The organism is Apilactobacillus intestinapis, from assembly GCF_049166695.1.
GTDB classification, from domain to species: domain Bacteria; phylum Bacillota; class Bacilli; order Lactobacillales; family Lactobacillaceae; genus Apilactobacillus; species Apilactobacillus kunkeei_C.
In genome coordinates this window covers 1-26,052 of sequence record NZ_JBMHFD010000003.1, presented here as the reverse complement: position 1 = coordinate 26,052, position 26,052 = coordinate 1, and the positions used below count along the sequence as shown (strand labels likewise).

Annotated in this window: 29 protein-coding genes; 13 read left to right on the top strand and 16 right to left on the bottom strand. The window is 37.2% G+C overall.

What is annotated here, in order from left to right; genetic code table 11:
* Positions 1 to 90: 90 nt before the first annotated feature.
* Together ACOMA7_RS02955 and ACOMA7_RS02950 are read right to left on the bottom strand one after the other, a co-directional pair.
* Complete coding sequence (locus ACOMA7_RS02955; RefSeq protein ID WP_301945311.1) at positions 91 to 1,707, bottom strand: peptide ABC transporter substrate-binding protein; 1,617 nt, start codon at positions 1,705 to 1,707, stop codon at positions 91 to 93.
* Between the two features lie 389 nt (positions 1,708 to 2,096).
* Complete coding sequence (locus tag ACOMA7_RS02950; protein WP_421391856.1) at positions 2,097 to 3,719, bottom strand: peptide ABC transporter substrate-binding protein; 1,623 nt, start codon at positions 3,717 to 3,719, stop codon at positions 2,097 to 2,099.
* A 186-nt stretch (positions 3,720 to 3,905) separates the two neighbouring features.
* On the opposite strand from ACOMA7_RS02950, the gene ACOMA7_RS02945 reads away from it, so the two are divergent.
* The gene (locus tag ACOMA7_RS02945; protein WP_053793025.1) at positions 3,906 to 4,634 is read left to right on the top strand and encodes a gamma-glutamyl-gamma-aminobutyrate hydrolase family protein; all 729 of its coding nucleotides are present in this window, start codon (positions 3,906 to 3,908) and stop codon (positions 4,632 to 4,634) included.
* Between the two features lie 37 nt (positions 4,635 to 4,671).
* Here ACOMA7_RS02945 and ACOMA7_RS02940 read toward each other — a convergent pair whose 3' ends face one another.
* Positions 4,672 to 5,376 (bottom strand): class I SAM-dependent methyltransferase, encoded by a 705-nt coding sequence (locus ACOMA7_RS02940; protein ID WP_301945308.1) that lies wholly within the window; start codon positions 5,374 to 5,376, stop codon positions 4,672 to 4,674.
* A 99-nt stretch (positions 5,377 to 5,475) separates the two neighbouring features.
* On the bottom strand, positions 5,476 to 6,033 hold the full coding sequence (locus ACOMA7_RS02935) for a TetR/AcrR family transcriptional regulator (RefSeq protein WP_414827088.1): 558 nt from the start codon (positions 6,031 to 6,033) through the stop codon (positions 5,476 to 5,478).
* Between the two features lie 113 nt (positions 6,034 to 6,146).
* Here ACOMA7_RS02935 and ACOMA7_RS02930 point away from each other — a divergent pair, with 113 nt between their 5' ends.
* Positions 6,147 to 6,899, top strand: coding sequence for a sulfite exporter TauE/SafE family protein (locus ACOMA7_RS02930; RefSeq protein WP_301945306.1), 753 nt, complete (start codon positions 6,147 to 6,149; stop codon positions 6,897 to 6,899).
* A 39-nt stretch (positions 6,900 to 6,938) separates the two neighbouring features.
* Here the strand turns inward: ACOMA7_RS02930 and ACOMA7_RS02925 are convergent, their stop codons facing one another.
* On the bottom strand, positions 6,939 to 7,670 hold the full coding sequence (locus ACOMA7_RS02925) for a YdhK family protein (protein WP_421391851.1): 732 nt from the start codon (positions 7,668 to 7,670) through the stop codon (positions 6,939 to 6,941).
* 193 nt (positions 7,671 to 7,863) lie between these two features.
* On the opposite strand from ACOMA7_RS02925, the gene ACOMA7_RS02920 reads away from it, so the two are divergent.
* Complete coding sequence (locus ACOMA7_RS02920; RefSeq protein WP_421391848.1) at positions 7,864 to 9,024, top strand: hypothetical protein; 1,161 nt, start codon at positions 7,864 to 7,866, stop codon at positions 9,022 to 9,024.
* A gap of 40 nt (positions 9,025 to 9,064) precedes the next feature.
* Here ACOMA7_RS02920 and budA read toward each other — a convergent pair whose 3' ends face one another.
* Together budA and ACOMA7_RS02910 are read right to left on the bottom strand one after the other, a co-directional pair.
* The gene (gene budA, locus ACOMA7_RS02915) at positions 9,065 to 9,778 is read right to left on the bottom strand and encodes an acetolactate decarboxylase (protein ID WP_053792114.1); all 714 of its coding nucleotides are present in this window, start codon (positions 9,776 to 9,778) and stop codon (positions 9,065 to 9,067) included.
* Between the two features lie 955 nt (positions 9,779 to 10,733).
* Complete coding sequence (locus ACOMA7_RS02910; protein ID WP_080997960.1) at positions 10,734 to 11,456, bottom strand: MIP/aquaporin family protein; 723 nt, start codon at positions 11,454 to 11,456, stop codon at positions 10,734 to 10,736.
* A 661-nt stretch (positions 11,457 to 12,117) separates the two neighbouring features.
* Between ACOMA7_RS02910 and ACOMA7_RS02905 the strand changes: the two genes are divergently transcribed.
* Positions 12,118 to 12,687 carry a TetR/AcrR family transcriptional regulator gene (locus ACOMA7_RS02905; RefSeq protein WP_053792115.1) on the top strand — a complete coding sequence of 190 codons (570 nt, stop codon included), beginning with the start codon at positions 12,118 to 12,120 and terminating at the stop codon, positions 12,685 to 12,687.
* 33 nt (positions 12,688 to 12,720) lie between these two features.
* On the opposite strand, the gene ACOMA7_RS02900 is transcribed toward ACOMA7_RS02905, so the two are convergent.
* Positions 12,721 to 13,233, bottom strand: coding sequence for a type 1 glutamine amidotransferase domain-containing protein (locus ACOMA7_RS02900; protein WP_301945302.1), 513 nt, complete (start codon positions 13,231 to 13,233; stop codon positions 12,721 to 12,723).
* Between the two features lie 176 nt (positions 13,234 to 13,409).
* Between ACOMA7_RS02900 and ACOMA7_RS02895 the strand changes: the two genes are divergently transcribed.
* A complete protein-coding gene (locus ACOMA7_RS02895) occupies positions 13,410 to 14,012 on the top strand; it encodes a DUF3862 domain-containing protein (RefSeq protein WP_421391843.1) in 603 nt (200 codons plus the stop codon).
* Between the two features lie 33 nt (positions 14,013 to 14,045).
* Here the strand turns inward: ACOMA7_RS02895 and ACOMA7_RS02890 are convergent, their stop codons facing one another.
* The 4 genes from ACOMA7_RS02890 to ACOMA7_RS02875 all read right to left on the bottom strand — a co-directional run bounded on the left by ACOMA7_RS02890 (position 14,046) and on the right by ACOMA7_RS02875 (position 17,084).
* Positions 14,046 to 14,327 (bottom strand): hypothetical protein, encoded by a 282-nt coding sequence (locus tag ACOMA7_RS02890; RefSeq protein ID WP_053792118.1) that lies wholly within the window; start codon positions 14,325 to 14,327, stop codon positions 14,046 to 14,048.
* 111 nt (positions 14,328 to 14,438) lie between these two features.
* A complete protein-coding gene (locus tag ACOMA7_RS02885; protein WP_421391839.1) occupies positions 14,439 to 15,473 on the bottom strand; it encodes an NADH:flavin oxidoreductase/NADH oxidase in 1,035 nt (344 codons plus the stop codon).
* Between the two features lie 85 nt (positions 15,474 to 15,558).
* Positions 15,559 to 15,813: a hypothetical protein gene (locus ACOMA7_RS02880; RefSeq protein WP_054605876.1), complete on the bottom strand. Its 255-nt coding sequence runs from the start codon at positions 15,811 to 15,813 to the stop codon at positions 15,559 to 15,561.
* A 62-nt stretch (positions 15,814 to 15,875) separates the two neighbouring features.
* Positions 15,876 to 17,084: an MFS transporter gene (locus ACOMA7_RS02875; RefSeq protein ID WP_237756990.1), complete on the bottom strand. Its 1,209-nt coding sequence runs from the start codon at positions 17,082 to 17,084 to the stop codon at positions 15,876 to 15,878.
* 176 nt (positions 17,085 to 17,260) lie between these two features.
* Here ACOMA7_RS02875 and ACOMA7_RS02870 point away from each other — a divergent pair, with 176 nt between their 5' ends.
* From ACOMA7_RS02870 to ACOMA7_RS02855, 4 genes are all read left to right on the top strand, one after another.
* On the top strand, positions 17,261 to 17,482 hold the full coding sequence (locus tag ACOMA7_RS02870; RefSeq protein ID WP_053792122.1) for a hypothetical protein: 222 nt from the start codon (positions 17,261 to 17,263) through the stop codon (positions 17,480 to 17,482).
* A gap of 10 nt (positions 17,483 to 17,492) precedes the next feature.
* Positions 17,493 to 18,515 (top strand): SEC10/PgrA surface exclusion domain-containing protein, encoded by a 1,023-nt coding sequence (locus ACOMA7_RS02865; RefSeq protein WP_421391835.1) that lies wholly within the window; start codon positions 17,493 to 17,495, stop codon positions 18,513 to 18,515.
* Between the two features lie 188 nt (positions 18,516 to 18,703).
* On the top strand, positions 18,704 to 19,618 hold the full coding sequence (locus ACOMA7_RS02860; RefSeq protein WP_181399642.1) for a YdcF family protein: 915 nt from the start codon (positions 18,704 to 18,706) through the stop codon (positions 19,616 to 19,618).
* A 198-nt stretch (positions 19,619 to 19,816) separates the two neighbouring features.
* Positions 19,817 to 20,563, top strand: a complete 747-nt coding sequence (locus ACOMA7_RS02855; RefSeq protein ID WP_421391831.1) for a CAP domain-containing protein — start codon at positions 19,817 to 19,819, stop codon at positions 20,561 to 20,563.
* A gap of 25 nt (positions 20,564 to 20,588) precedes the next feature.
* Here the strand turns inward: ACOMA7_RS02855 and ACOMA7_RS02850 are convergent, their stop codons facing one another.
* Entirely contained in the window at positions 20,589 to 21,002 is a 414-nt protein-coding gene (locus ACOMA7_RS02850; protein ID WP_421391828.1) for a MarR family winged helix-turn-helix transcriptional regulator, read from the bottom strand.
* 156 nt (positions 21,003 to 21,158) lie between these two features.
* Between ACOMA7_RS02850 and alsS the strand changes: the two genes are divergently transcribed.
* Positions 21,159 to 22,832, top strand: coding sequence for an acetolactate synthase AlsS (gene alsS / locus ACOMA7_RS02845; protein WP_421391825.1), 1,674 nt, complete (start codon positions 21,159 to 21,161; stop codon positions 22,830 to 22,832).
* Between the two features lie 33 nt (positions 22,833 to 22,865).
* Here alsS and ACOMA7_RS02840 read toward each other — a convergent pair whose 3' ends face one another.
* Both ACOMA7_RS02840 and ACOMA7_RS02835 read right to left on the bottom strand, forming a co-directional pair.
* The gene (locus tag ACOMA7_RS02840) at positions 22,866 to 23,252 is read right to left on the bottom strand and encodes a DUF805 domain-containing protein (protein WP_034534791.1); all 387 of its coding nucleotides are present in this window, start codon (positions 23,250 to 23,252) and stop codon (positions 22,866 to 22,868) included.
* Between the two features lie 114 nt (positions 23,253 to 23,366).
* Positions 23,367 to 23,804, bottom strand: a complete 438-nt coding sequence (locus ACOMA7_RS02835; protein WP_051592247.1) for a DUF805 domain-containing protein — start codon at positions 23,802 to 23,804, stop codon at positions 23,367 to 23,369.
* A gap of 143 nt (positions 23,805 to 23,947) precedes the next feature.
* On the opposite strand from ACOMA7_RS02835, the gene ACOMA7_RS02830 reads away from it, so the two are divergent.
* From ACOMA7_RS02830 to ACOMA7_RS02820, 3 genes are all read left to right on the top strand, one after another.
* Positions 23,948 to 24,523, top strand: coding sequence for a TM2 domain-containing protein (locus ACOMA7_RS02830; protein WP_140999809.1), 576 nt, complete (start codon positions 23,948 to 23,950; stop codon positions 24,521 to 24,523).
* A gap of 117 nt (positions 24,524 to 24,640) precedes the next feature.
* Positions 24,641 to 25,495: an NAD(P)H-binding protein gene (locus ACOMA7_RS02825; RefSeq protein ID WP_140999810.1), complete on the top strand. Its 855-nt coding sequence runs from the start codon at positions 24,641 to 24,643 to the stop codon at positions 25,493 to 25,495.
* Entirely contained in the window at positions 25,495 to 25,941 is a 447-nt protein-coding gene (locus ACOMA7_RS02820; RefSeq protein ID WP_421391819.1) for an Rrf2 family transcriptional regulator, read from the top strand. The genes ACOMA7_RS02825 and ACOMA7_RS02820 overlap by 1 nt, the downstream gene beginning before the upstream one ends.
* 13 nt (positions 25,942 to 25,954) lie before the next feature.
* Here the strand turns inward: ACOMA7_RS02820 and ACOMA7_RS02815 are convergent, their stop codons facing one another.
* On the bottom strand, positions 25,955 to 26,047 hold the full coding sequence (locus tag ACOMA7_RS02815; protein WP_080719905.1) for an IS3 family transposase: 93 nt from the start codon (positions 26,045 to 26,047) through the stop codon (positions 25,955 to 25,957).
* Between the last annotated feature and the right edge of the window lie 5 nt (positions 26,048 to 26,052).

Below are 26,052 nucleotides of genomic sequence, written 5' to 3'. Positions count from 1 at the left end.
TTAATATCCTCTAATTATACCATTATTATAAAAAACTAGAATTTAAAAAAAGTAAAAAGATCATCCGATAATGGATGACCTTTTTATTGATTATTTAACGTAAGTTTCAGAGAAGTCCCAGATTGGGCCATTTCCGTAGAAACGAACATTGTGAATATCACTCTTAATTAGTTCAGCTTGTGCTGGTTGGAATAGAGGAATTAGACCTTGGTCGTTTAATAATACCTTTTGAGCATCAACTAAATCATTCCAACGTTTTGCTGGGTTCAAAGCGTCGTCGTCATTTGATTTATCAATCAACTTGTCGTATTCAGCATTGCTCCACTTAGCTGTGTTCATTGCATTAGTTGAGTATCTAATGTTTAGAGGTGAGATTGGATCACTGATTGATGGGCTCCAACCTGTTACAGCAACTTGGTATTGACCGCTTAGGAAACGAGCAGTCGCAACTGTGTTTGGAAGTAATGTTAGGTTAACCTTTAGACCTGGTAGCTTGGAGAATTGGTTTTGAATGAATTCAACGATTGGTTTAGCATCTTCACCATTGTTACTGTTAATTGAGATGGTTAAGTCCTTCTTGCCGATTTCACTTAGACCTTTCTTCCATAGTTTCTTAGCTTGTTCAACGTTACCGTTAACTGCATCGGAAACGCTAGCGTAGTCGTTAAAGTCCTTACCGTTACGTGATGCTAAAGTATCAGGCACAATTCCACGTGCTTGGGTTGAACCGTTACCTAAAACATCGTTTAGTAATTCTTTTCTATCGATGATTAATGATAGAGCTTTTCTGATGTTAACGTTTCTAAATGCTGGTTCGTTCTTGTTACTTAGTGATAGGTATCTTACACTGTAAATCTTTCTCAAGTGGAAGTCCTTTGAATTCTTGTAACTGCTGTATTGTTGTTTACCCACTAAAGTAGTTTGATCTAACTTACCGCTTTGGTATTCGTTTAGAGCAGTTTGTGGGTCCTTAATAACTGTGTACTTGATGCTGTCTAATTTTGTCTTGTCAGCATTGTAGTATTCCTTGTTCTTGGTTAAAGTCCATGAATCGTTAGTACCAGTCCAGTTAGTAATCTTAAATGCACCATTGTATAGCATTTTGCTACTTGTAGTACCGTAGCTCTTACCGTATTTCTTAACAATGCTTTCTGATTGTGGGTAGAACACTGGTAATACTAATAAGTTCAAGAAGTATGGTTGTGGCTTAATTAGTTTAATTTGTAGTGTGTACTTACCAGTTGCCTTTACCCCCAACTTATCTGGTGATAGTTGTGACTTAGAAATGGCTGCATAGTTTTCAATGTTAGCCATGTAGTAAGCTTCTTGTGAGGCAGTCTTTGGATCAGCACTACGTTTGATTCCGTATTCGAAATCCTTAGCGGTTAATTCTTGGCCGTTACTCCACTTAGTGTGTTTCAATTCGAATGTGTATGTCTTACCATCCTTTGAAACGTGGTAGCTCTTGGCGGTTGCTAAACGCACCTTGTTACTACCATCTGGAGATACTAAACCAGAAAACGCATTATAAACAGCTTGTTGAGTATTAGTATCAACGGCCTTTGATGGATCAAGTGAGGAAATTGATGCATTGGTAGTCCAATTTAGATGTTTCTTGTTGCTTGATTGACTCTTACCACAAGCAGTTAATACCAAACCTAATAACGCTGTGGTCAAAACAATTGATAATATCCGTGACTTCTTCATATCCATACTCCTTTGTTTAATAAGTACTTCTTTACATAGATGGCCATCTAAAAAAAGAAAAAGGGCGTCATGATTCTACGCTAAAAAGCCGAACCATGACACCCTGTTATAATCTAATTAAAAAACGTTTTCTTGATTAGAAAATAAGAATAGAGTTCATGCTTCGATACTGACAACAACATATTTGTTCTTCGTTAGACATCTTCATAATGAACCCCTCCTTATAATTTATAAGCATAATACATCCGAATGAAATTTTTAGCAACTCTAATGACTCGCTTTTTTTGTCGCAAAAACCGAACTTTGGTTGTTAAACGTCATCAAAAATCAACGGTAGCAAGCTTTGAGCCAAAATAAAAACCACCAAAAATTTTGGTGGCTTTTATGATTTATTTAATGTAAGCGTGAGAGAAGTCCCAAACTGGACCATTCCCTAGGTACTTAACGCCATGAATATTTGTCTTCATTAGTTCAGGTTGTGCCTTTTGAATCAATGGAATAATTCCTTGATCGTTTAGGATGACCTTTTGAGCGTTAACTAGATCAAAGAAACGCTTGTCTTTGTTGTTAGCATCTTCGTTGTTGGAACGGTCAATGTACATGTCATACATTGAGTTACCCCACTTAGAAGTGTTAATTGGACTAGTTGATACTTTAGTTTGTAGTGGTGAGATTGGGTCACTAATTGATGGGTCCCAACCAGAAACTGATAGTTCGTAGTCTGATTTTAGAGAACGACCGGAAGCTACGTTGTTAGGTAAGATTTGTGCAGTTACCTTTAGGCCTGGAAGTTTATCCAATTCAGTTTGTAAAAATTCAGTGACAGCACGACTGGTTTGGTCGTTGTTGTTCATGATTGAGATGGATACTGATTTCTTACCGATTTCTTTTAATCCCTTGGCCCATAGTTGCTTAGCCTTGGTCATGTCACCAGTAGTGGCATCCTTAACAGTAGCATAATCATTGAAGTCCTTACCGTTCATGTAAGCCAAAGTATCTGGAACCAATCCTCTGGCAGTAAATGAACCGTCTCCTAAAACATTTTGAGTTAATTCTTCACGATTAATTGCTAATGATAAAGCTTTTCTTAAGTTCTTGTTTTTTAGAGCAGGAACTTTGCTTTGATTAATGGATAGATATTGAACCATAAACTGCTTATGGTTCACAAAATCTTTATTATTCTTGTAGGTGTTAACTTGTTGTTTACCTGCTAATAGTGTTTGATCCAACTTACCTGATTGGTATTCATCCAATGCAGTTTGTGGATCCTTAATCACTGAATAGTTGATGGCCTTTAATTTCACGTTAGCATTATCATAGTAGCCTTTATTCTTGGATAATGTCCAAGAATCGTTGCTACCTTTCCAGTTTTTAACGGCAAATGGACCATCATATACCATCTTATCTGATGTTGTTCCGTAAGCGGTACCGTATTTTTCAACTAACGTCTTTTGTTGAGGATAAAAGACAGGTAATGCTAAGACATTTATAAAATCAGCTTGTGGTTTAGTTAAAGTAATTTGCAACTTATTGTCGCCCATTGCTTTAACTCCCAATTTATCAGCTGACATTGAACCTGTCTTCACTTTATCGTAATTCATAATATTAGACATGTAGTATGCCATTTGTGAAGCAGTCTTAGGATCGGCGCTACGTTTGATTCCGTATTCAAAATCACCGGCAGTAACCTTCTTACCATTGCTCCACTTAGTGTTTCTTAAGGTGAAAGTGTAAGTCTTTCCACCATTAGTAACCTTGTAATTCTTTGCAATTGCTAGGTCAATTTTATTTCCTTTATCGGGAGTAACTAAACCACGCATTGCGTTGTATAAAACTTGATCACTGGTAACATCAACGGCCTTAGAAGGATCTAAAGTGGTCAATGTTGTATTACTCATCCAATTCAATGAATCTGTTCTAGATGTTGTATCTGATGATTTACCGCAAGCGGCAAGCACCATTGTTGCGGCAAACGCCACTACACCTAGTTTTGCAATTGACTTGAATTTCATAAAAGTTCATCCCCCTGTCTGAAAACTATTTCATCATAATTTTCCACAATATGTTATCAAAAATAGCACATCTAAAAAGTCAATGCAATTGAAAATATCGTACGCTAATGATTATCAGTGGCAATTATCAAATAAAATGATAGAATAGCTATATTATCACTATAATTTAAAAAGGGACTGATTCATATGCGTATTGGAGTTACATCAGACATCATCTTTAGCCAAGATGAACCCTTCCGTCAAAGAGAAGGTCATTTTGCCCAAAGGACCTTGATGAATTGTTTGCTAGACAACAACATCACTCCAGTTATCTTTCCGGTTGGAAAGCCAAGCATGGCTGCTGAATTATTAGAAACTGTCGATGGAGTTATCTTCACCGGTGGTCCAGATGTATTGCCTAAGTATTACGGTGAAGAACCAATTGCCCAAATTGGTCGTACATTTGAAACTAGAGATGAATTCGAATTAGCGCTAGTTAAACAAGCAATTAGAATGCACAAACCAATCCTAGCAATTTGCCGCGGATTACAAATCGTAAACGTTGCTATGGGCGGAACATTGTACCAAGACATCGGTGCTCAATTCACCCCACAAAACGGATTACCACAATTACAACACGAACAAAAAGCAATCGGATACTCACCTGTACACCACATTAGTATCGATGAAGATTCATTGCTAGCCAAGACATTTGGTACGCGTGCGTTCGTTAACTCATTCCACCACGAAGCAGCTAAGGATGTAGCCGAAGGACTTCACGTCGTAGCCCGTGCCGATGATGGTATGATTGAAGGACTAGAAAACGACGACAAGTCAATTCAATGTGTGCAATGGCACCCAGAAAACATGTGGGATCAATACGATGAAGAAAACCAACTATTCGTTGACTTCTTCAACCGTGTTCACCACTTCTAGACAAAATAAAAAAGTCGACCTAATCAGGTCGGCTTTTTTATTTGTTGGTAACTTTGATTGCACGTAGGAAGAAGAAACGTTCGAATCTTCTGTGCATGTACTCAACTTTTAGTCCTCTGTTTTCGAACTCGTTGGCATATTTCTTTGTCATACGAGGAGTGTTTACCATAAAGATGGTTCCCTTATCAGCAACTACACGAGCGATTTCAAAAGCGATATCGGTGTAAACTGACTTCTTAGGGGTACTCAATTGGTTACCATTTGCAGAGATAGCGGTGATAACATCGAATTCCTTATCATCGAATGGTAGGTTTTCGATATCTGCAGTGGTAATTTCAATACGGTCTTTAACATTTTCTAGGTATGCATTTTTTTCAAGGCGTTTGATGGTGTATTGGTATTTATCTTCAACACCATAAACTTTGTTTAGTTTAGTATCACGAGCTAGCTTGATTAAAGCATAACCAGTACCTGTACCTAAATCCAATCCCTTATCCTTACCTTCGAACTTATTTTCATCAACGAATTGACGAACGAAGTTCTTCTTGAAGGTAACACTTCTAAATAGTGCCCAAATCGCAATTAAAATTAAGATTAAAACGTACATGTAAAATCTTTTTTTGTGGTCTAAAGCAATTGATCCTAAAAGACATAGTGCCCCAATGATTGCAGCAGCAATAATGTATGGTTCATCAGTCTTGTATCTGTACCAATGCTTTACCCAGCCGGTAATTTTTTTCATTATTATGTATCCTTTCTAAAAAACACTCTGAATATATAATAACAAATATAATCCAAATTACTTAAAAAATAAATTGATTTTTCAAATAAAATCGATGAATTAAGAATTCTTTAAAGCATTTAAACTAAGATTTAACATCTCAACGAAACTGGATTCTGCCCTCACCTCTGGGCTCTTAAACCAGCCAGTTCCGACGTTTAAAATGTCGCCAACCACCAGGCTTCTAATTAATCGACTGGCCTTTAATAGCTTATCTGATTCAATGTAACTTTCCAGCATGCGATCCAATAAAACTTTCAATTCATTAAAGGCATCCGTCACAATTTTGTATTGGTTGGTACGGTGATGTGAAATCACAAATTGCGCCAAATTGATGTGTCTGACGCCCATTTTTCTAAACATTAGAGATAGTGAAATGACGCCATCATGGCCACTTTTGCCGAATGTTTTGGCTTGGGCAATTGTACAAGCTGATGAAATGACAGTCCCAACAATTGCGTACTCTAATTCCTTTTGGTTCTTAAAGTAGTTATATAACGATTGAGATGTAATCTTCATCTTCCTAGAAATGGTGGAAAACGTGATTTTGTCACCCTTTTCAATCATGATGATTGCGGTTTTTATAATATCTTTCTTTGAAATTGTCGCTATTCTCACATCGATGCCTCCAAGCATATAAATTGATAATTACATATTGAATGCCATAATTACATATTGTAATTAATAAATAGTAAAAAAGCAAATAACTTAATTTAGAGAGGATTATGATCATGTCTAGTATTATCTTTTTAGTCGTCTTTGGAGTCGCGGTTGGAATGCTAACCATCCTATTAGGTGGTGGTGGCGGTGCCATTTATCTAGGAATTTTGACCGGAGTCATCGGTCTAAACGCGGCCAATGCAGCATCTACTTCCTTGGTAACTAGTTTACCTCCATTAATCATCGGGGCAATCAGTTACTACCGCCAAGGAAAAATTGACGTCAAAATTGGAAACCAAATGCTAATCGCCGCATTACCATCAGTAGTAGTTGGTTCCATCCTATCTCATTTCATCCCCGATTCATTTTACAAATGGATTATCGGTCTAATCATGATTATCCTAGGTGTTAACATGCTTAGAAAAACCAAACCCGTATCCGAAGCAGCCATCGATAACAATGGCCACGATCGCCTAAAGGCATCCCTATACGGATGTTTAGCCGGTCTGATGGTTGGAGTTGCTGGAATGAGTGGTGGTGCAGTCATCACTGCTGGCCTATTCATCCTAGGTCTTGAAACATTCAACGCAACTGCCACATCAACATACGTGTTGGCGTTCATGTCCACTGTTGGTATGTTATTCCATTTAGCCGGTGGATCAATCGATTGGCACGCCGGACTACCGCTAACCGCCGGAGCAATCGTTGGTGCTGTTGTTGCCCCAATGTTGGCTAGTGGTCTTGCTAAGAGCTCAATTAGTAATTACCTAAAACCATTTATTGGAATCATGTTAGTCCTACTTGGAATTAAATCATTACTATAAAATAAAAAGACCTGACGTTTGTCAGGTCTTTTTTGATTGTTATTTAATTGCTTGTAATTCTTGTTGTGTTAACCACTTGTGGTTCTTCATAACCATCTTAGTCTTAGTATCCTTGAAAGTTACTACGTAAGCAGGTCCTTTGTGAACCTTAACAATCTTACCTTTAGCACCCTTCATATCGTACATATGATCGGCTAAAACAGTTACTTTCTTACCAGCTTTTAGGGCACCCTTTGCTTTTAGTTCGCTAGCTACTACCCACTTGTGGTTCTTAACCATCTTGCCACCGTTTGTTGGCATGAAGTCAATTTCATATAGGTCGGTCTTGTAGACACCGGCAACAGTGGCCTTAGCGTTGTACATACCTTCCATGTGCTTAGCCTTTAGCGTTACCTTTTGGCCAACGTGGAATTTAGCATGAGTAGCTTTCTTCAAGCCCTTTGGTAGTTTAGAGTTCATGTTCATTTCTAAACCATCCATCATCATGCCACCCATCATTGAGTGTTTCATGTTCATCTTCTTTGAAGATTCTTTAGTCATCTTCATAGTTGATTTCTTGGCGGCAGTCTTCTTTGCTGACTTCTTAGTCATCTTCATTGATGATTTCTTAGCAGACTTCTTGGTAGCTTTCTTAGTAGTCTTCTTTTCCATCTTCATTGATGACATGTCATGCATGTTACTCATTGAATCAGCATTTGCAGCTACACCTGATAGTAATGATAGTGATAAAGCAGCAACTGAAAGTGAAGTCATAATGTTTCTTTTCTTCATTATTTGGCACCCCTTATAAAATATGTTTTACATTAAATAATCTTGCTTGATTAAGAATATATCAAATCCGCCTTTCTTTGTCTACAAATGTAACCCGAAATATTAAAAAAGATTACAATCTCCTGAAGATGTAGAAAAAAATCTAATTATAAGTTAAGATAGTTATAATATTATATGAAAGAAGGATTCATACATGAAGTTTCAAAAAAGCATCATGACCGCTTTAGCCGGTGCTGTCTTAATTGCTACACCTGCTGTTGCTGCCAATGCCAGCTCACTACCAAGCAAATCTTCCAGTTACTGGAATCAAGCACGTGTCGTTACCACTACTAAGAAAATTGTGGCAACCGAACACAAGGTAGTTAAGAAGAACATCTCTAAGAAAGTTCTAAAAAAGGTTAACATCAAAAAGGGAGTCAAAATCTCCGTCACTCACGTGAAGGGAAACACTTGGAAGATTACTGGTGTTAAGACTCCTAAGAACACCGTTCTAACAACTAGCCAAGCTAAGACTACTTGGATGAAGCAAGTCGCTAAAAAAACTGCCGCTAAGAAAACTACTAAGGTAACTACTAACACTAATAATAACGTTCCTTTATACGCGGTTACAAAGAAGACCACTGTTTACGGATATGCTATTAAAAACAACACCATCCAATCCAAGAAGATCATCAAGAAGAGTACCATTGCTAAAAACCAAATTGTTTTAGTTAGAAAATTAAATGACGGTCAATGGATGCTAATCGGTGGAAGCGTTCCAGAAATCAAGAACGGTATCTGGATTACTAAGACCACTAAGTCAGACTGGATCAAACGCGTTCCCGTTTACATTACCAGCAAGAAGACCGTTCCTAGCAACGATTTAAGCACTAAGGAAGCTAAAGATGCTTACTACGCATTGAACACTCCAATTAATACTGGTAAGACTGTTCTTAAGTTTGGTGATTCCGTTAAGGCGATGAAGGTCGACGATTCAAACGACATGTTAGTAATCGATGGCAAGAGCTACAAGGTTACCATCAACAACAACCAACCTTACGCTATCTCATCAAACACACTAGTATTGAAACTAGCTAACGGAACCACTGGTCTACAATCACTATACAACCCAGGTGATAGTCGTGTAATTCTTCCAAAGACTTACACCCCAGCAAACGGTGATCAATGGTACCAATACAACCAAAAACAAGGCAACTACAAGGTTTACGTATACGCTTCTTCATTAGAAGGATGGGTATTCCGTGAAGTATTTACACCAAAGCAAACTACTTCAACTAATACCACCACTTCAAGCACTACTAACACAAACCAATCAACTGGTACTACCAACACTAATACCACTACTACTAAGTAAAAATAAAAAGGACTGACAAAAATGTCAGCCCTTTTTATTTTTATTCAGCTTCTCCGATGGCACCGGCGATGTCATCCTTTGAGAAATCGTGTTTCATAAAGTCATCATTTGATGATGGTAGTTTTTGCACTAATTCATCAAGTTTTTGAACCTTAATATCACCAGAAACCATTTCAAAATCTAGTAAATGGCCCCCTACTGATTTGTCGTCAGCCAAGAAGTGAAGGTGGAATCCACCAACGGCTGCACCATTGAAGATTTGTGGTGAGAAGTATCCAATCACAGTTCCTTCAACGTCTTCAGCATCGAATTCGTTTTGTTTATGAGCACATTCAACAAGGGTTGGGTATGGCTTTTCTTGCTTATGAACTGATCTAGCCTTTACAGACTTGAAAGTTCCGTGCGCCTTCACAGCGTAGAACACGTTGTTCCAGTCTAACTTGGAAGATACCTTTTCTTCTAGGTCTTCCATCTTAACTAGTGCATGCACGTTAGCTAAATGTTCAAAACTAGCAAAGTGCACGTCACCGAATGGCACCATAAAGTCATCATCTAGTTCGTTAACCTTACCATCACCATCGATTTGGTAAGCAACGCCGTTTAAGATAACTAGTTCACCATCTAACCCGTCACCAGTACCGATACCGGTATCACCGTGTTTTAATAGTTCTTTTAATGGTAGAGTTCCTTCGAATAATCCGGGAACTAACATTGCTAATGTACCGTATTGGTACAAGGTATTAGCATTATTCATTACTTTTCATCTCCTAATTGATTTATTCAAGTTTATCACAACACATTAAATATAGATAAAAAAATAACCGATACCTACGACAGTATCGGTTATTGATGGAAAAATTAAAATCACTCAGTGCCTTGAACAATTTTAATTTACGATCAGCTTATTTATGGAATATCGATTCACGTAAGAACTGGTTTGCTCTTTGTTTACTAATTATATTCAGGGAAGAATTCATAATCGTTTTTCTGGAGTGAGCATACCATGAAAGTGCATAGTAATATTTATATGAACACATGCAAACGTAATAAATGTTTTAACTTTATTTATCTACTTATGGACGAGAGAATTAATTTACAAACTCGGGGAAATTCATAAATTAACGGATTTTTATCTGCTACTTACCAGCGCGACTTGATAAACAGCATAACTAGAGATAGTTTTATAAGAAAGTGTATGAATAAAGTTCTCAAAGAAAGTTAGACTAAGGTTACACGATTTCATGATAGTAATTTGTTGTGGTTCTCAGTGAGTCGATGCACAACCAAAATTTATTATTATTGGTGTTATGTTATGCTACAATTCCACGGCTTTTAAGCAATTCTGAAGGTGCATAAATCACTTGCTAGACAAATTCAGGGGCATCTAAATCAAGTAATCATATTCTAATAAATAAGCATCTAGAGTTTAATCGCGAGGATTAAACAAAGGGAAGACTAACAATCTTAATAGTTACGATAACGATTAAGCTGTTAACCAACTCTTCGAAAACAATAATATAATTTTGATAAAACACTGTCAAAACGGCAATCAATAGACTTTTATCAAATTATTTTTTACTAAGTCCGCTATAAACTAGGCTTTGATTTTTTATTTATACAAGTAGTTCATTTTGTATATTTAAAACTTAATCAAAAATAAAAAAGAGAAGAAAATCTTAATATTTTCCTCTCTTTTATTATTTAAATAATTAAAATACGGCTTTGTATAGGATTGCAGCAAGGGTTGCACCAATGATTGGCGCTACGATTGGCACCCAACTGTACTTCCAGTGTGAGCCACCCTTGTTCTTGAATGGACAAAAGGCGTGTACAATTCTTGGCATGATATCCCTAGCAGGGTTCAATGCTGGTCCGGTTGGTCCACCGAATGAAACAACCAAACACATTACTAGAAAACCAAGTGCGATAAAATCAGCGCGTGGATCTAGTTTGTCGGCAGTCATTGCTAACGCACCCAATACCAATAGGAATGTTCCGATTAATTCGTTAATGAAACCATTTAGGTAACTGTGAGCTGAGTCAATGGTTGCAAAAGTTCCCAAAACACATTCACAGTTAGTAGTCTTGTCATAGTATGGCTTGTAAGTAAGTACCACGGCGATTTGACCAACGGTTGCCCCTAATAGTTGAGCAACAATATATGGTAATACTTCGTGCCATGGGAATTGGTTTGTAAAAGCCAAAGCAAGTGTCATAGCGGGATTAATTTGGGCTCCGGAAATTGTCGCAAACATCATTGCGGGAATCATAACCCCGATTCCGTATCCAAAACCAATTAATACCCATCCACCATGGAAACCTTTTGTTCCCTTCAATTCAACATTAGCAACTGATCCGTTACCCAATGCGACCATGATGGCTGTTCCAATAAATTCAGCGATGCATCTAGTTAATAGCGTGTAATGATCCAAAATTTTCTACTCCTTTATATAAACTACACAGTATTTACTCCATCATCTTTATCTTGCTCAAGTTCTTCCATCCGTTTGATAAACGGCAACGCTTCTACAAACCAACCTGGCGGCATAAAAAAAGAGTTGTAAAATCCGAATCGATTTTATAACTCTCGCCATAATTTCTTTTCCAAATTCATATGTAGTAATTTGTTGATAGTATGTTAAACCATAACAGTATATCGATAATCTTGTTGAAACGAGTTATTAGACAGTGTGTATAACTTTTTGATTATTGTTAATTTCTAAAAGTTTTCAATAATCAAGTCAATGTTTTGCTAACAACTCAGCAAAAATAATTATATGACCCACACCGCTGTTTTTCAATAACTAATAAAGATTATTTAACTACTTTTTATAAACATTTAATCGTTACTTAGAATTCAATGATTTTAAGTTAAGTTTAACTTATAAAAAGTACCCTTTCTATAAATACTTTTTATATCAATCATAATTAAAATATATTTTAAACTTTTTTGTATAAACTTAATTAAATTTGCAAAAACTTAAGTATTTATCTCGCTAGATAAGATTATAATTATAAGCATGGCAAAGATTTAATGTAATTCACATTACTCAGCCCTGAATAGGAAAAATTTATAAGGGGGATTTAATCAGAATGTTTATTAAAAGCAAATCCAAGAAAAGAATCGTAATGTCTTTTCTAAATTTATCGGCTCATCAAGACATTAACACAATTAGTACAAATGACATCATTGAAAACGCAAATATTTCTCGTGGTACTTTTTACAATCACTTTAAGAATAAAATCGACATCGTTAACTTCATCGAAACTAGCATCAGCCATTCTTTAGATGAACAATTTGTTAACGTTGATAAAAATTATGATAACTTTTTCTATATTCTAAGCGAAAAGGTATTCCCAATCGTCTACGATGATCGTGAATACATCAAGGTTCTATACGAATTCTACGAACCACAACTATTCTCATTTTTAAGCAGTCATTATTCCAAATTCCTAGTTCCTTACTTCGAGAACTACGATGAAAAGGAATATGGCATCCCTAAGTACTATGTGTTAACTTTCTTCTTCAGAGTCATTTTAGACGCGATTATGTCATGGATTTCACAACCAATTCCATTATCAGTTGAAGAATTCAAGAAGGTATTCTACCGCCTAATCAACACTTCAATGACTGAAATTTGTGGAATTGTCATCAGAAGATAAAAAGAAGCCCAAAAGGCTTCTTTTTTTTACATATTATTTTACGAACTTAACGATTTCAGCATTGAATGCATCTAAATCGTCAGGAGTTCTGCTTGTGACTAGTTTGTGTTTTTCATCTACTACGACTGGTTCATCATGAACTTCAGCACCGGCATAGAATAGGTCATATCTGATTGTTGTGTATGCAGTCAACTTCAATTCACTTGCCAAACCGGTTTGAATAAAGAATTGAGGACCGTGACAAATTGCAAATACAGGCTTATTAGCCAATAGGAAACGTTTTACAAAATCATTGAAACGATCATCTGCTCTCAATGCATCTGGAGAGCCACCGCCAGGTAATAGCAATGCATCATAATCATCAAAGTTGGCATCGTCGATACCTAAATCAACCTTTTGTGTATCACCATGTTCACCGGTAATTGTGTTTCCGGCCATGTCTTCGATAATTTCGACTTGATGACCCGCATCCTTTAACGCCTTCATAGGTGAAGTTAATTCAGAATCTTCGTATCCGCTGGTAACAATTGCAGCAATCTTACTCATAGATACAACCTCCTTTTTTCTTTCTTCACCATCCATGGTATTAGGGAAATCCATCGATTACAAGTTTTTGGTTTGTAAAAAAATCATGATTAAATTATGAATAAATAATTTAAATTATTGATATTTGTCCCCTAATTTGATTAAAATACTAATAGAACATATTGAGGAGATATAGTATGAATAAAACTTTTAAGATTTTCCTTGCACTTTTTACTTGCCTGCTAGTATTAAGTGCTTGTGGTAAGAAGAAGGCAGAAGATACCAATCAAACAATTTCTGGTCCAAAGCCTTCCCTATCAGATGCCTTGAATACATCAGGTATCTCATTAGAAAAGTACCAACAAATCAAGTACACCGATCAACAATTACACGGTGGTTCAAGTTACAAAAAGGTTGTTAGCCTACTAGGAAACCCATCTAAGACTACCGACACTACCCTTACTAACAATGACACGGCAAAGCAATACACTTGGCAAATGGGTGGTAACGCACAACTACAATACATATTTGTAATTGTTTACAAGGACAAGGTTTTAAGCAAGGGTTACCAACAAAACACCGCTGCTAAAATTGTGAAGAAAGCTAGGATTGAAAAGATTGCTAAGAACACTTCATTCTCAGACGTTCAAGCAACTTTAGGATCACCACTTTCACAACAAGAAGCTGATGGAATGTCATTTATGACCTACCAATATGACAATTCACATGCCTACAACCTTACCTTTAAGGATAAGAAGCTTAGTGAAAAGCAATCAGTTAGTCTAAACACTAATAACTAATAAAAAAGAACCGATATTATATCGGTTCTTTTTTTACATGATATCAATATATCCTTCATCCCTTAATGAATCTAGTGTTTCCAAAAGATCATCGGTACTCATGTTATCAAGTTGTTCCAAGAATTTCTTTTCGTAGGTGTCGATTAAATCATCAAAATAGGACTTAATTGTTTTGGGTTCCAATTGACGATACATTCTCATCTTATCTTCTGGTTTACGAAGGTCGAATTGATAGTATTGTTGGAATTTTTGAACGTACCATGCCCCCTTAATCTTCGCACGGTATGTCATAATTCTTTCGTCTGTCCAATACATATAATCACCTCATTTTATTCGCTGTAATAGAATAATTATATAACAAATTAAAATTAGATGACAAAATTTTACCAATAAAAAAAGATATCCAGATGGATATCTTTTTATTTTTTACTTTTGGCCACGTTCGTAAGACGCATCAAAGACCTTGAAGTCATGATCATGTAATTCTTTAGCAGCATCTGCTAACCAGTTAGTGTTTCTTAGCAATGCACGTCCTTCCATAATCAAGTCAGATTGATCATTTTGTAGGATGTATTCGGCTAATCCAGGGTTATCTAACAAACCAACAGTTGAGACATCAATATCTACCGCTTTTTTAAGTTCAGTGGCAAATGGAGTTTGATATCCGTCATGAACTGGGAAGTTAGGTCCCTTTGGTAATAATCCACCGGTTGAAACATCAATTAGTTTGATGCCGGCTTCTTCTAACCACTTACCGATTTGTTGCCAATCTTCCATGGTGTTTTGCAAACCACTTTCATCGTAATCGGTTAGTGATAAACGAATCCAGACTGGTCCAGCAAAGTTTTCCTTCACAGCATCGATGACTTGAGAAACAATGCGGAAACGATTTTCTAGACTGCCACCGTATTCATCATCACGTTTGTTAGAAACGGCTGATAAGAATTGGTTCAACAAGTAACCATGAGCACCATGAATTTCAATCATGTCTACCCCGGCATCACTAGCACGTTTGGCAGCTTGGCCGAATTCGGAAACAATGTTTGAGATATCTTCTTTGCTTAGTTCAACAGGTGTATTGCTGTCATCGCTAAATGCAATCGCACTTGGTGCAACTGGAACATCTTCGTCGGCTGCCTTTCTACCAGCATGGTTCAATTGAACCCCTACCTTCGAACCTAGGTAGTGAAGTGAGTCAACCAAACGACTGAATTCACTAACTTGTTCGTCATTCCATAATCCTAGGTCGTTGTTACTAATACGACCTCTTGGGTCAACGGCAGTTGATTCGGTAATAATCAAACCAACACCGCTAATTGCACGCATCCCATAGTGAGCAAAGTGAAATGGTGTCGCGATTCCATTTTCACGAATCACTTCATAGGTACACATTGGTGACATCACTACTCGATTCTTAAGAGATAGTTCACCAACATTTGCCGGTGCAAGTAATTTTGACATATTCATCTTCCTTTCGCTTACTTAATGTAAGCTATTATACTCGCATAATTATTAAAATAAAAGAAAAAGACACCCTCCCGGATGCCTACTTAGTCAATGCTTTCATCGCGTTATTGAAACAATCAAGTGAACAGTTAATTTCACCTTTAATGATTCTAAACTTACGATCAACATATTCTTGTGTAATTTCACGTTCATCTGTTTCATTTAAGTATTCCACTAGATGGTCGATATCTCGAATGACGTTGCTGTCACGGTTGGTACCATCTAGTGCGTTAATGATGTGTGAACGCGTTCTCTTTAATGTTAGTAAATTGTTGTCAATTTCTTCTCTAGTCATCGCAATCCACCTCCAAATATTATCCTATTAATTATAATGATGTTTCATCAATTAACAAATATTTAGTTCTTGTCGGTTTCAATTGATTTGATATTCTTGCGAACTAGGAACAAGTTAATTCCGGCTAAAATAGTGGTAGCAATGAAGACTCCACGGTAGCCACCAATTAATACGACCGCTGAACCAATCATTGGACCAGTCACGTTTCCGGCAGCTTGAAAGCTTTGGTTCCAACTAAAGACCTGACTAATTCGGTCGTGTGGACTGTACTTAGCTAGGATTGCTTGAACCGTTGGTAACAATGCCGCATCGGAAATCCCGATTAGAAAACGCAAGGCACCTAATTGCCAGACATTTTGCACGAATGTCGTTAGGAAAAAGACAACCATCGAAAATACCAATCCGAATTTCAAGATTTGATGCGAACCAATCTTATCGCCCAAACGACCAAAGAACGGTGCGACCGATATCATCGCCACCCCGTTGATGGCTTGGATAATTCCCGCGGTCAACGCAATATTAGTCGATGTTGGATCTAATTGTTTAACGTACAAACTCAAGATTGGTGAGATTGAGTTATTAGTTGCTTGAATAAATAAGGTGGTTAAAAACATTCCAAATAAGATTTGCTTAGTTGGAATTCCAGATAAGAAATGGGGTTGTTTTTCCCCTTTTTCATGTGGCACTGGCTTGAAGTTTTCATGAACGAAAAAGATACTTAGGATGAATGCTACCATCATTGCTAATCCAGTAATTAAGAATGTATAACGGTAGCCAAATGTATCGGCGATTAATCCACCAATCATTGGTCCGATTAATGTTCCTGATACGTTTCCTGTCGCTAGTTTTCCTGAAGCATGACCTACATGACTCTTTGGCGTTTCAGCAGCCACCAAGGCGTTGGCGTTACTGATAAATCCAGAAAAGACTCCTTGTAAAAGACGGAGGACAATTAATTGCCATGCACTAGTTACCAGACTCATTGCACCAATTACGACGGCCATCCCCAAGGATGCTCTAAGTAACATTGGCTTTCGACCGTACTTATCGGCCAAGATACCCCACAATGGCGATACAATCATCTTCACTAGAAATGGCGCTGCAAATGCCATCCCACTGTAAATTGATGTTTGCGTGGCGTTATAATCGCCCAGTTGACCTATAAATAATGCAATGAATGGACTGATACTGCTAAATCCGATTCCAGCTACGAATGTCCCAAACCATAAGACGTTTAGGTTTTGTTTCCAGTTTATCGCTCGATCACCCAAGGGTGAACTCATCTCCTTATTTTTTTGAATTCTTTGACACATAATTAAGCATTATAACACTTAAGGAAAGTTTCTGTAATTATTAAGTAATCTTTAAGTTTTTAGGGATATATTCTAGCCTGATATCAATTGTGATAATATAATTTAGACAAATATTTCAATAAGGGGTGAAAACCATGCAACAAACACAAAGTTTCTTTATGCTTTTCGCATACGGTGTCTTTTTATTCGGTGCCATCTGTATGGGTATCGGCTGGTTCTTCTTCAAGCTTCGTGCGATGTCTAATCAACCTGCTTGGGACGGAATCGGTGGTAAATTAATTAAATTTGGTTTATTCATTGTTGTAATCGGGGTAATCCTAGTTGGATTAGCTGTATATTTATTAGGAAGTAGATAGGTGAAATAATATGAAAAAAACAATTAAAATGATTGCCGCTGCTGCTTTAATCGGTTCTGTGATTGCTTCTTCAGCACCAGCTGTGACTACTCATGCAAGTTCCACTAAAAAGGAATCTTCATTAATTAAAAAATTTAAACAACAAACTACTGATGATGCTATTATCGCAACTACCAAATCAATCAGTAAATTAACTACCGCTGACTTAAATAACTTTATTCCTACTCAAGCGATGAAGGTTAGCGGTAACCAAGTTACCGATCCTGGTTCTGACGCTAATTTCGTAACTAAAATTAACTACAAAGCTAAGAAGAACCCTAAAAACGTAATTAAGTTACCTAAAGGATACACTAACGCAGCTTTGAAAAAAGCAGCTAGTGAAAAATCAATCGGTAACTACAAGGTTCAAGTAGCAATGGGTAAGATTGGTCTAAAGGGTCTAGCAATGAACTCCTTTACACCAAGCAAGAAAGATCTAAGCCGAAACGTTAACCTAAACAAGATGACTTACAGTCAAAGAAAAGAACTTACTAAATTTGCCCTAAGCATCTTAAACCCAGCCATCAAACAAGCTAAGGGAATCCAATACAAGTCTTCTAAGAACACCATTGCTGTTGCTCAAACATTTGCCAATGTTTACAGCAAAGATAACTGGAACAATACCGGTAAAAAGACTGGTCATGACTTAAGAACTAAGGCAGTCGCTTCTAAGAAATACAAAATTTCAGACGTTGCTGAAGAAAACTACAGTGATAACCCATCATTTGCTTTAACTAGCACAAAAATCAAGAAACGTGTCGTTTCAATGGCCGCATTAAAGCATGCAGTATACAACTCAATTGCTCTTCAACTATTTGAAGACGGCCCATCTTATTGGGGTCACGCTACTGCACTAATGAATTTAGATATTCATAAGAAGTACCAACCAAACTACTTCGCAGTTTCTTTTGATAAATTCGGTGGTATTCACTTCGTAATGGTTCCCCACAACAAATTAGTTAATAAGAAATATGTTCCCGGAGCACTTGTATAGTGTAAAATGGAGATAAACAAAAGCTCACAATGATTTGTGAGCTTTTTTATCCTAACAGATTAAGGATGATATATATGTACTTTATACCTTTAACATTAATAATTTGTATTGGCCTTTTATGTTGGTCTTTTCATAAAAATAAGGCATCATTTTGGAACGGATTTCTATTCTTACTATCTGTTTTTGCATTGACAGGAAACGTGATGTTCTTCTCACTAATCAGTAGTATCAGTATTTTACACGTCGTTTTCTTAGTCCTTGCATTGGCAATCATGATTATCCTAACTTTAATTTACGCCTTACACGCAGTTTTATTAATTTGGAATGGAATTATTGTGTGGAGACGAGAAAGTCATTCATTAGCTAACTTATTAACACTGATTATCGGTGTTTTCTTGTTAATTTATCCGCTTTTAAGTTTCCTATTCTTGCGTAAATTGATTCCAAAGCCATACAACCTAATGATTGAACATTTCACCGAAATGAGTTCATTCTACATGATCAGTATCTTCTTGATTTTCTCCCTTTCAGTCTGGATTTGTAACTTCTATCGTCCCAAACCAGATAAGGACTTCATCATTGTATTAGGGGCCGGTTTGCTAAACGGAAATGAGGTCTCACCACTTCTTGCATCTCGAATTGACCGCGCCATTGATTTCTATCAAAGCCAAATCAGTGTTTATGACAAGCATCCCCTAATCATCTGTTCTGGTGGTCAAGGTGGCGACGAAAAGATTCCAGAAGGTGTTGCCATGAGAGACTACGTGATACAAAGGGGAATAAATCCAGATGATGTCGTCGCAGAAGATAAGTCGGTCAACACAATCCAAAACTTCGCTTTTTCCAAGAAGATTGTCGATAGATACAAACTGGATCCAAATAACGGTATCTTTGTTTCAAACAACTATCACATCTACCGTGCCACAGCTTACGCTAAGAATGCCGGTATGAAAATCAGTGGTATTGGTTCCAAGACCAGTGGATTCTTCCTACCAAACGCGATTATCCGAGAATTTATCGCTATTTTAATGAAACACAAAATGGCTAACCTATTAATCATTTTATTGTTTATTGTAATTTCGGTAGTCGAAAAACTACAATAAAAAGCATCGGTTTTTCCGATGCTTTTTTATTTAGGCCACGTAAGCCACGATACAGACGAGCAGGACGATTCCCACGACGACCATTGCGGCTACCAATAGTTTATCTTGTTTCATATTTCTACCTCTTTTTGTAACCTTAGTTTAACATTTATTCGTTATTATTACTGCTATACTAATATCAACAAAGAAGGTGTAACAATGAAAAAATTCTTAATGTTATTAACCATTTTCTCTACCCTGGCAATATCGACAAATGGTTATGAAGCTTTCGCTAAGGCTAAAAATACCAAGCCATATATCTACAGTGTGTCCGACGAGAATAATCATGGTGTCGGTGTCATCAATTCAAAGCACTATGAATATTTATACACTGATTTAACGTTTACTAAGCATGCAAAACGATTATACAAACTACAAGATCAGCCAGTGACCGTTGGTACCAGTTACCACGTGCAAAAATACAAACACGGCAAGAAATTCCAAGCAATCTACCAAGCCCTATACCAAAATCACCAACTAATTGGCTATGCTTGGCATGGTGCCATTCAATTGAATAAGACAGCATCATTTAACCATCAAATGGCGGTTAACACAATTGGGGTCATTAATACCGCTAGAAGCTACAATGGTCTAGCCCCACTTCAACTAGACTATGATCTGGAAAAAGATGCCAATAACAAGATTACCTCAATTGAAACTAGTCCGGTTCCCGCTAACTCCGATAGTGTTTCATACTGGCAATTCAGTGATGAGAATAACTACCGCGGAACTTCATTAAGTTGGATTTTGTACTCCAACATCTCAAATAGTTCTGATGCAAACTACACCAAGTTATTAACCGATGGTAATATCACAAAGATTGGGGTTGCTGCCAAGAATACCAGCATCTTAAACGGTCAAACCAACCAATCAAATAACTACTATGTCGTTATCGAGACAAAATAAAAACGTTGCTATTCAGCAACGTTTTTTATTTTTGAATGTCTTCTAGATAGCTATTGGTTAACTTCTTCATCGTATCTTCCCAATTGTAGTTGGTACTATTACAAATAGCGTTGATAAAGTTCAACTGTTCAGCTTCAATTTGTTCGATTAATTTTCGTCCATCATCTGTTAAATACACGACTTTTTTTCTCTTATCAGATTTAGCTGGACCGGTATAAACGAGGTTACGTTCTCGCAAATCGCGGCACGCCACGTTTAACGCCTGTTTTGAAATATCTAAAATTTGTAATAATTGTTTGATGGTAATCTCATCAATTGTATCGATTGAGAATAACATTTTTTGTTGATTTAAAGTTAGGTTATACTTTGATAAATCGACGATTCGATTGATTTCTTGGTACGCAAAGTAAAAGACCATTAATTTCTTTTTATCGATCATTTTATTCTCCTTTAGGTCAATTAAGTTGACCTTATATAGAATAGTGCTATTATTATAGAAAGGTCAATTAGATTGACCTATAATACTATTTACTATTCTAGAGTATCAGAATTCATTCAATCTGTCAGAATTATTTATCATATTTGAGGTGATATTATGGATAAACCCGCTACCGGATCAAAAGCTTTGATTCAAAGCATGATCAACCAAAACATTAAATACGTCTTCGGGATTCCCGGAGCCAAAGTCGATCAACTATTCGAAGACCTACAAGATTTCGATGATGAAAGAACACCTAAACTAATCGTTACCAGACATGAACAAAATGCCGCATTCATCGCTGCTGCGATCGGTCGTTTAACCGGTGAACCCGGCGTCGTTGCCGTTACTTCTGGACCAGGAGTTTCCAACCTAACAACCGGATTAATCACCGCTACCTCTGAAGGTGACCCGATTATTGCCATTGGTGGCCAAGTAAAACGAGATGATTTATTGCGTCTTACCCACCAAAGCATTAACTCTGCTGACTTACTAAAGAGTGCTTCCAAGTCTAGCGTAGAAGTCCAAGATGCCAATAACATCTCAGAAACCTTCTCAAATGCATACATCACCGCTCAATCACCTAAGAAAGGTGCTGCATTCATCTCAGTTCCTCAAGATGTCTTAGGCGACGAAGTATCCCGTCCAGTAATCGACAAACTACCTAAGATTACCAACGGTAGCGTTGATAAAACTCGCATGAAAGAAATCGCTCACTTAATCGAAAACTCCAAACAACCTGTTATCCTAGCAGGTATGCGTGCGTCAACTCCTGAAGTCAGTGCAGCTCTCCACAAATTGCTACATAAGTTCTCCATTCCAGTCGTTGAAACCTACCAAGGTGCTGGTGTGATTTCAAAAGAACTTGTTGATAATTACTACGGTCGTGTCAGTTTGTTTGATAACCAAATCGGTGATACCATCTTGAAAAATAGTGACTTGGTGATTGCCGTTGGTTACGATCCAGTCGAATATGAAGCTAGAAACTGGAACCAATCTCACACTCAAGTAATTAACATCGATACAGTTTCACCTGAAATCACTGCTGAATACCAACCAAGTATCATCGTTAATGCCGACATTGCCGAAAGTATTGATGCATTAACCGAATACATCGATGATTCAATGGAACTTTCCAAAGAAGTTACCGATCATCTTCACAAATTACGTGATCACTTCACCGAAACAATCGAAGAAGTGCACGAAACCACCGAAAATGGTTTGCACCCTATCTCGGTGATTCAATCTCTTCAAAAATTCGTCAGTGAAGATACCATTGTAACTGTCGATATTGGAAGCCACTACATCTGGATGGGCCGTTACTTCAAGACTTATAAGCCACGTCATTTACTATTCAGTAACGGTATGCAAACCCTTGGGGTATCACTTCCATGGGCCATCGGTGCTGCCTTAACTCATCCCAACGAACCGGTCATCTCAATTTCAGGAGATGGTGGATTCCTATTCTCAGGACAAGAATTAGAAACCGCCGTTCGTTTAAACCTCAACATCATTCAATTAATTTGGGTCGATGGTTACTACGACATGGTTAAGTTCCAAGAAGTCGCCAAATACGGTCATGATGCCGGAGTTAAATTCGGCTATGTTGACTACGTTAAATACGCAGAAAGTTTTGGGGCTACCGGTATTCGTGCCAACAGCGTTGACGATTTAAACAGTGCTTTAAACCGCGCTAAAGACATCCAAGGCCCCGTGATTATTGAGATTCCAGTTGATTATAAAGACAACATTGAGCTAAAGACTAAACTCATCCCAAACGAATTGAATTAAATCAAAAAAGAGCTAGAAAAATCTAGCTCTTTTTTAGTCTTCTTTGCTTGGCAGAATTGATAAAACAATATCCGATAATATCAATAAAATATCAATAACTTGTAGATACCATGGTAATTTTTTAACTGTATACACAAGTAATGACGGTATGATAAATGTAATGATAACCCAATATGGGTTTACCCCAATGTCTCTAAAACGTCTTACGTATTGTGAAATATTTGGAACAACCGTGACAATCGAAAAAATTAAATAGATTGTTAGACCAAGTCTATTATCTAATTTTTCAATTCCAGCAATAATTCCAGTGATAAGTGTTAATCCAAAAAAACTCCACCAAAATTCTGATCTAGTGCTACGGCCTTTAAAATCGAAGTATCGGCTCCAATACATTGAGAATCCTTCAATAAATCTTAGCATCTTATCACATCCAAATTTATTTCTATTTAATGTTACATTCGAAAAATATTGTACCAATAACTCTTTCATTTTTGACACAAAAAAAAACGGTTACCCGCCCTTTTTGATGTTTAATTATTTTCTATCTTTGCTTGGCATTACTAAAATAATGAAACCAATGATTGAAATAATAGTAACAAGTGCTGATAACCAGGCGTTATGCTTGTAACCATCTAATCTAGTTATAATTCCTGGTAAAACATAGGTAATTAGTAGGAACCATGGTGTTACACCAGCGTCACGGTAACGACGGAAGTATAGTGAAATGGTAGGAATGATTGATGCGATAGCGTATAGAACGCATACTGCGATACCAATTAGAGCAGCAATCCCGAATGACTTGTCAGCGTGACCAGTTGCAAATGCGGTAATAACTGCAACACCACCGAATGCTAGTGCAAAGACTGCGTAGATGATTGAGTTAATTAAGAATACCCACCAGAATTCTGATCTGGTACTTACTCCAGTAAAGTTAATGTAGTTTTTCCAAAATTGTTTGTATGCTTTAATCATAATTATATTTCCCCTTTTCATATTCTATGTACATATTAATTAATCGCTTACAAAAAATCAATTTAAGAAATTATTAAGAATGCTTTGAATTATCTAATAATGGTATAATTAAAAGTACTCAAGATATTTAGGGGGATTTTTATATGAACAATGTCGATATTTTAGAACAACAAGTTTTCGCTGCACGTAAGAAATTATCTACCCAAGAACAACTAATGGTAAATGATTACGTCGAAAATAATGCCGTTAGCCCGGTTGCCGCATGGCTACTATGGGTATTTTTAGGACAATTCGGGGCCCACCGTTTCCTATTCAAGAAGCCATATGCCGCTTTAATGCTTACCTTAGAAATTATTGGATGGGTTACAATTATTCTTATCATCGGTCTTGGCTTTCTAAGTGCCGTTTGGATTTGGTGGATTGTTGATGCTTTCTCAATCCAATCATGGTTAAAGGAAAGTCGTCTCCAAGCCGCTTACAAAGGAATCAACCAAATCACTGGTAAATCAGTTGAAGAATTAAGTGGTATTAACTACGCTTCATTCAATGGTGCCTCATTTGTAAACTACAGCAACCAACCTCAACAACCAGCTCAACCTATCAACAATCAACCATCTTCAGCAAACGTTGAACCACAACAAAGTAGTGATTCATCAAACGCTCAATCAGTAAATGATACAGATGGTGACTTTACTGATTTCAGTAAACCAAGAGAATAACATTTTGAAAGCTTCCAAAAATTTGGGAGCTTTTTTGGTTGCATTATTTTCATCCACCTGTTATCTTATATGTAACATGTTAATTACAAAGTAACAACTAGAAAGGTTGATGAAATTATGAAATACGCAATTAGCGCAGTTACCGGTAACTTCGGTAAAGAAGCAATCAAAGTTTTAATGAAAAACGTTCACAGAACAGATATCGTGGCTTTAGCAAGAAATGTTGAAAAGGCTGAAAAACAACTTCCAGCTGGATTAGACGTTCGTCCATTCGATTACGGTAACCCAGATCAAATGGCAGAATCACTTGAAGGCATCGACAAGCTATTATTTGTCTCATCACAACCAAACCCTGTCCTACCTCGTATGACTCAACACCAAAACGTAATTGATGCCGCTAAAAAAGCTGGCGTAGCATTTATCGTTTACACTAGTTTCCCACACGCTGAAACTGCCGATAACTTCTTATCACATGATCACACTCAAACAGAAGCAGCTATCAAGGAAAGTGGCATTGCTCACTCATTCGTTCGTAACAACTGGTATTTAGAAAACGAAGCCACTGTTCTAAAACCAGCCAGTGAAGGTCAACCATTTGTATACGGTGCCGGTGACGGTCACGTTGGTTGGGCTCTAGAATCAGAATACGCTGAAGGTGCAGTTCGTGTCCTATTAAGCAAGTCACCAAAAGAAATCTACGAATTTGCTGGTGAACGCCGTACCTACGCTGATTTAGCAGAATCCTTAAAGAAGGCAACAGGTAAGGACTTCCCTGTTATCTCAGCATCTGCTGAAGACTACAAGAACGGTCTAAAGGAAGCTGGATTAGACGATGCCACAGTTGGAATAGTTTCAGACATTCAAGCTTTAATTGCTGATGGTCAATTGGATGAAGAAACAAATGACTTAACTGCCGTAATTAGTCATTCACTTACTCCAATCGAAGACGCCATCAAGAAGGTTATCAAATAATGAAGTATTCACACCGTTTGAGTGATGCTGTTCATATTTTGACCTACATTGGTGCCGCCGAAATCGTCGAAGATGATCTATCGAGCCGTGCAATTGCCGGAAGTATCAATTCCAATCCCAGCCTTGTTCGTCGTCTAATGTCGTCACTCAAAAATGCTGGATTAATCACCAGTGAACCCGGCCGCGCAGCCGTGTCGTTAAGTAAACCAACTACTGAGATCACTCTTTTAGATGTCTACAAAGCAATCGAAGAACCCGATTTATTCCACGTTGATGAAGAAACCAATCAACAATGTCCAATCGGGGCCAACATTCAATCCGCTTTGCATAAGGCATACAATGAAGTGCAACAACAAGCCGAAGTCGAAATGAGCAAAATCACCCTCGCAGATATCGTCAAAGATGTCGTTGACGGCAATAAAAAAGCACTTGACCTGAACCCCTAAAATTGGAAGATGGTTATGCTATTTTCTGGGAGGAATTGATCCGGTATTCAACCGGTGACATTCCTCCCAGTTTTTGTTTTATACGATAATTGTTGTAATAAGATATATATT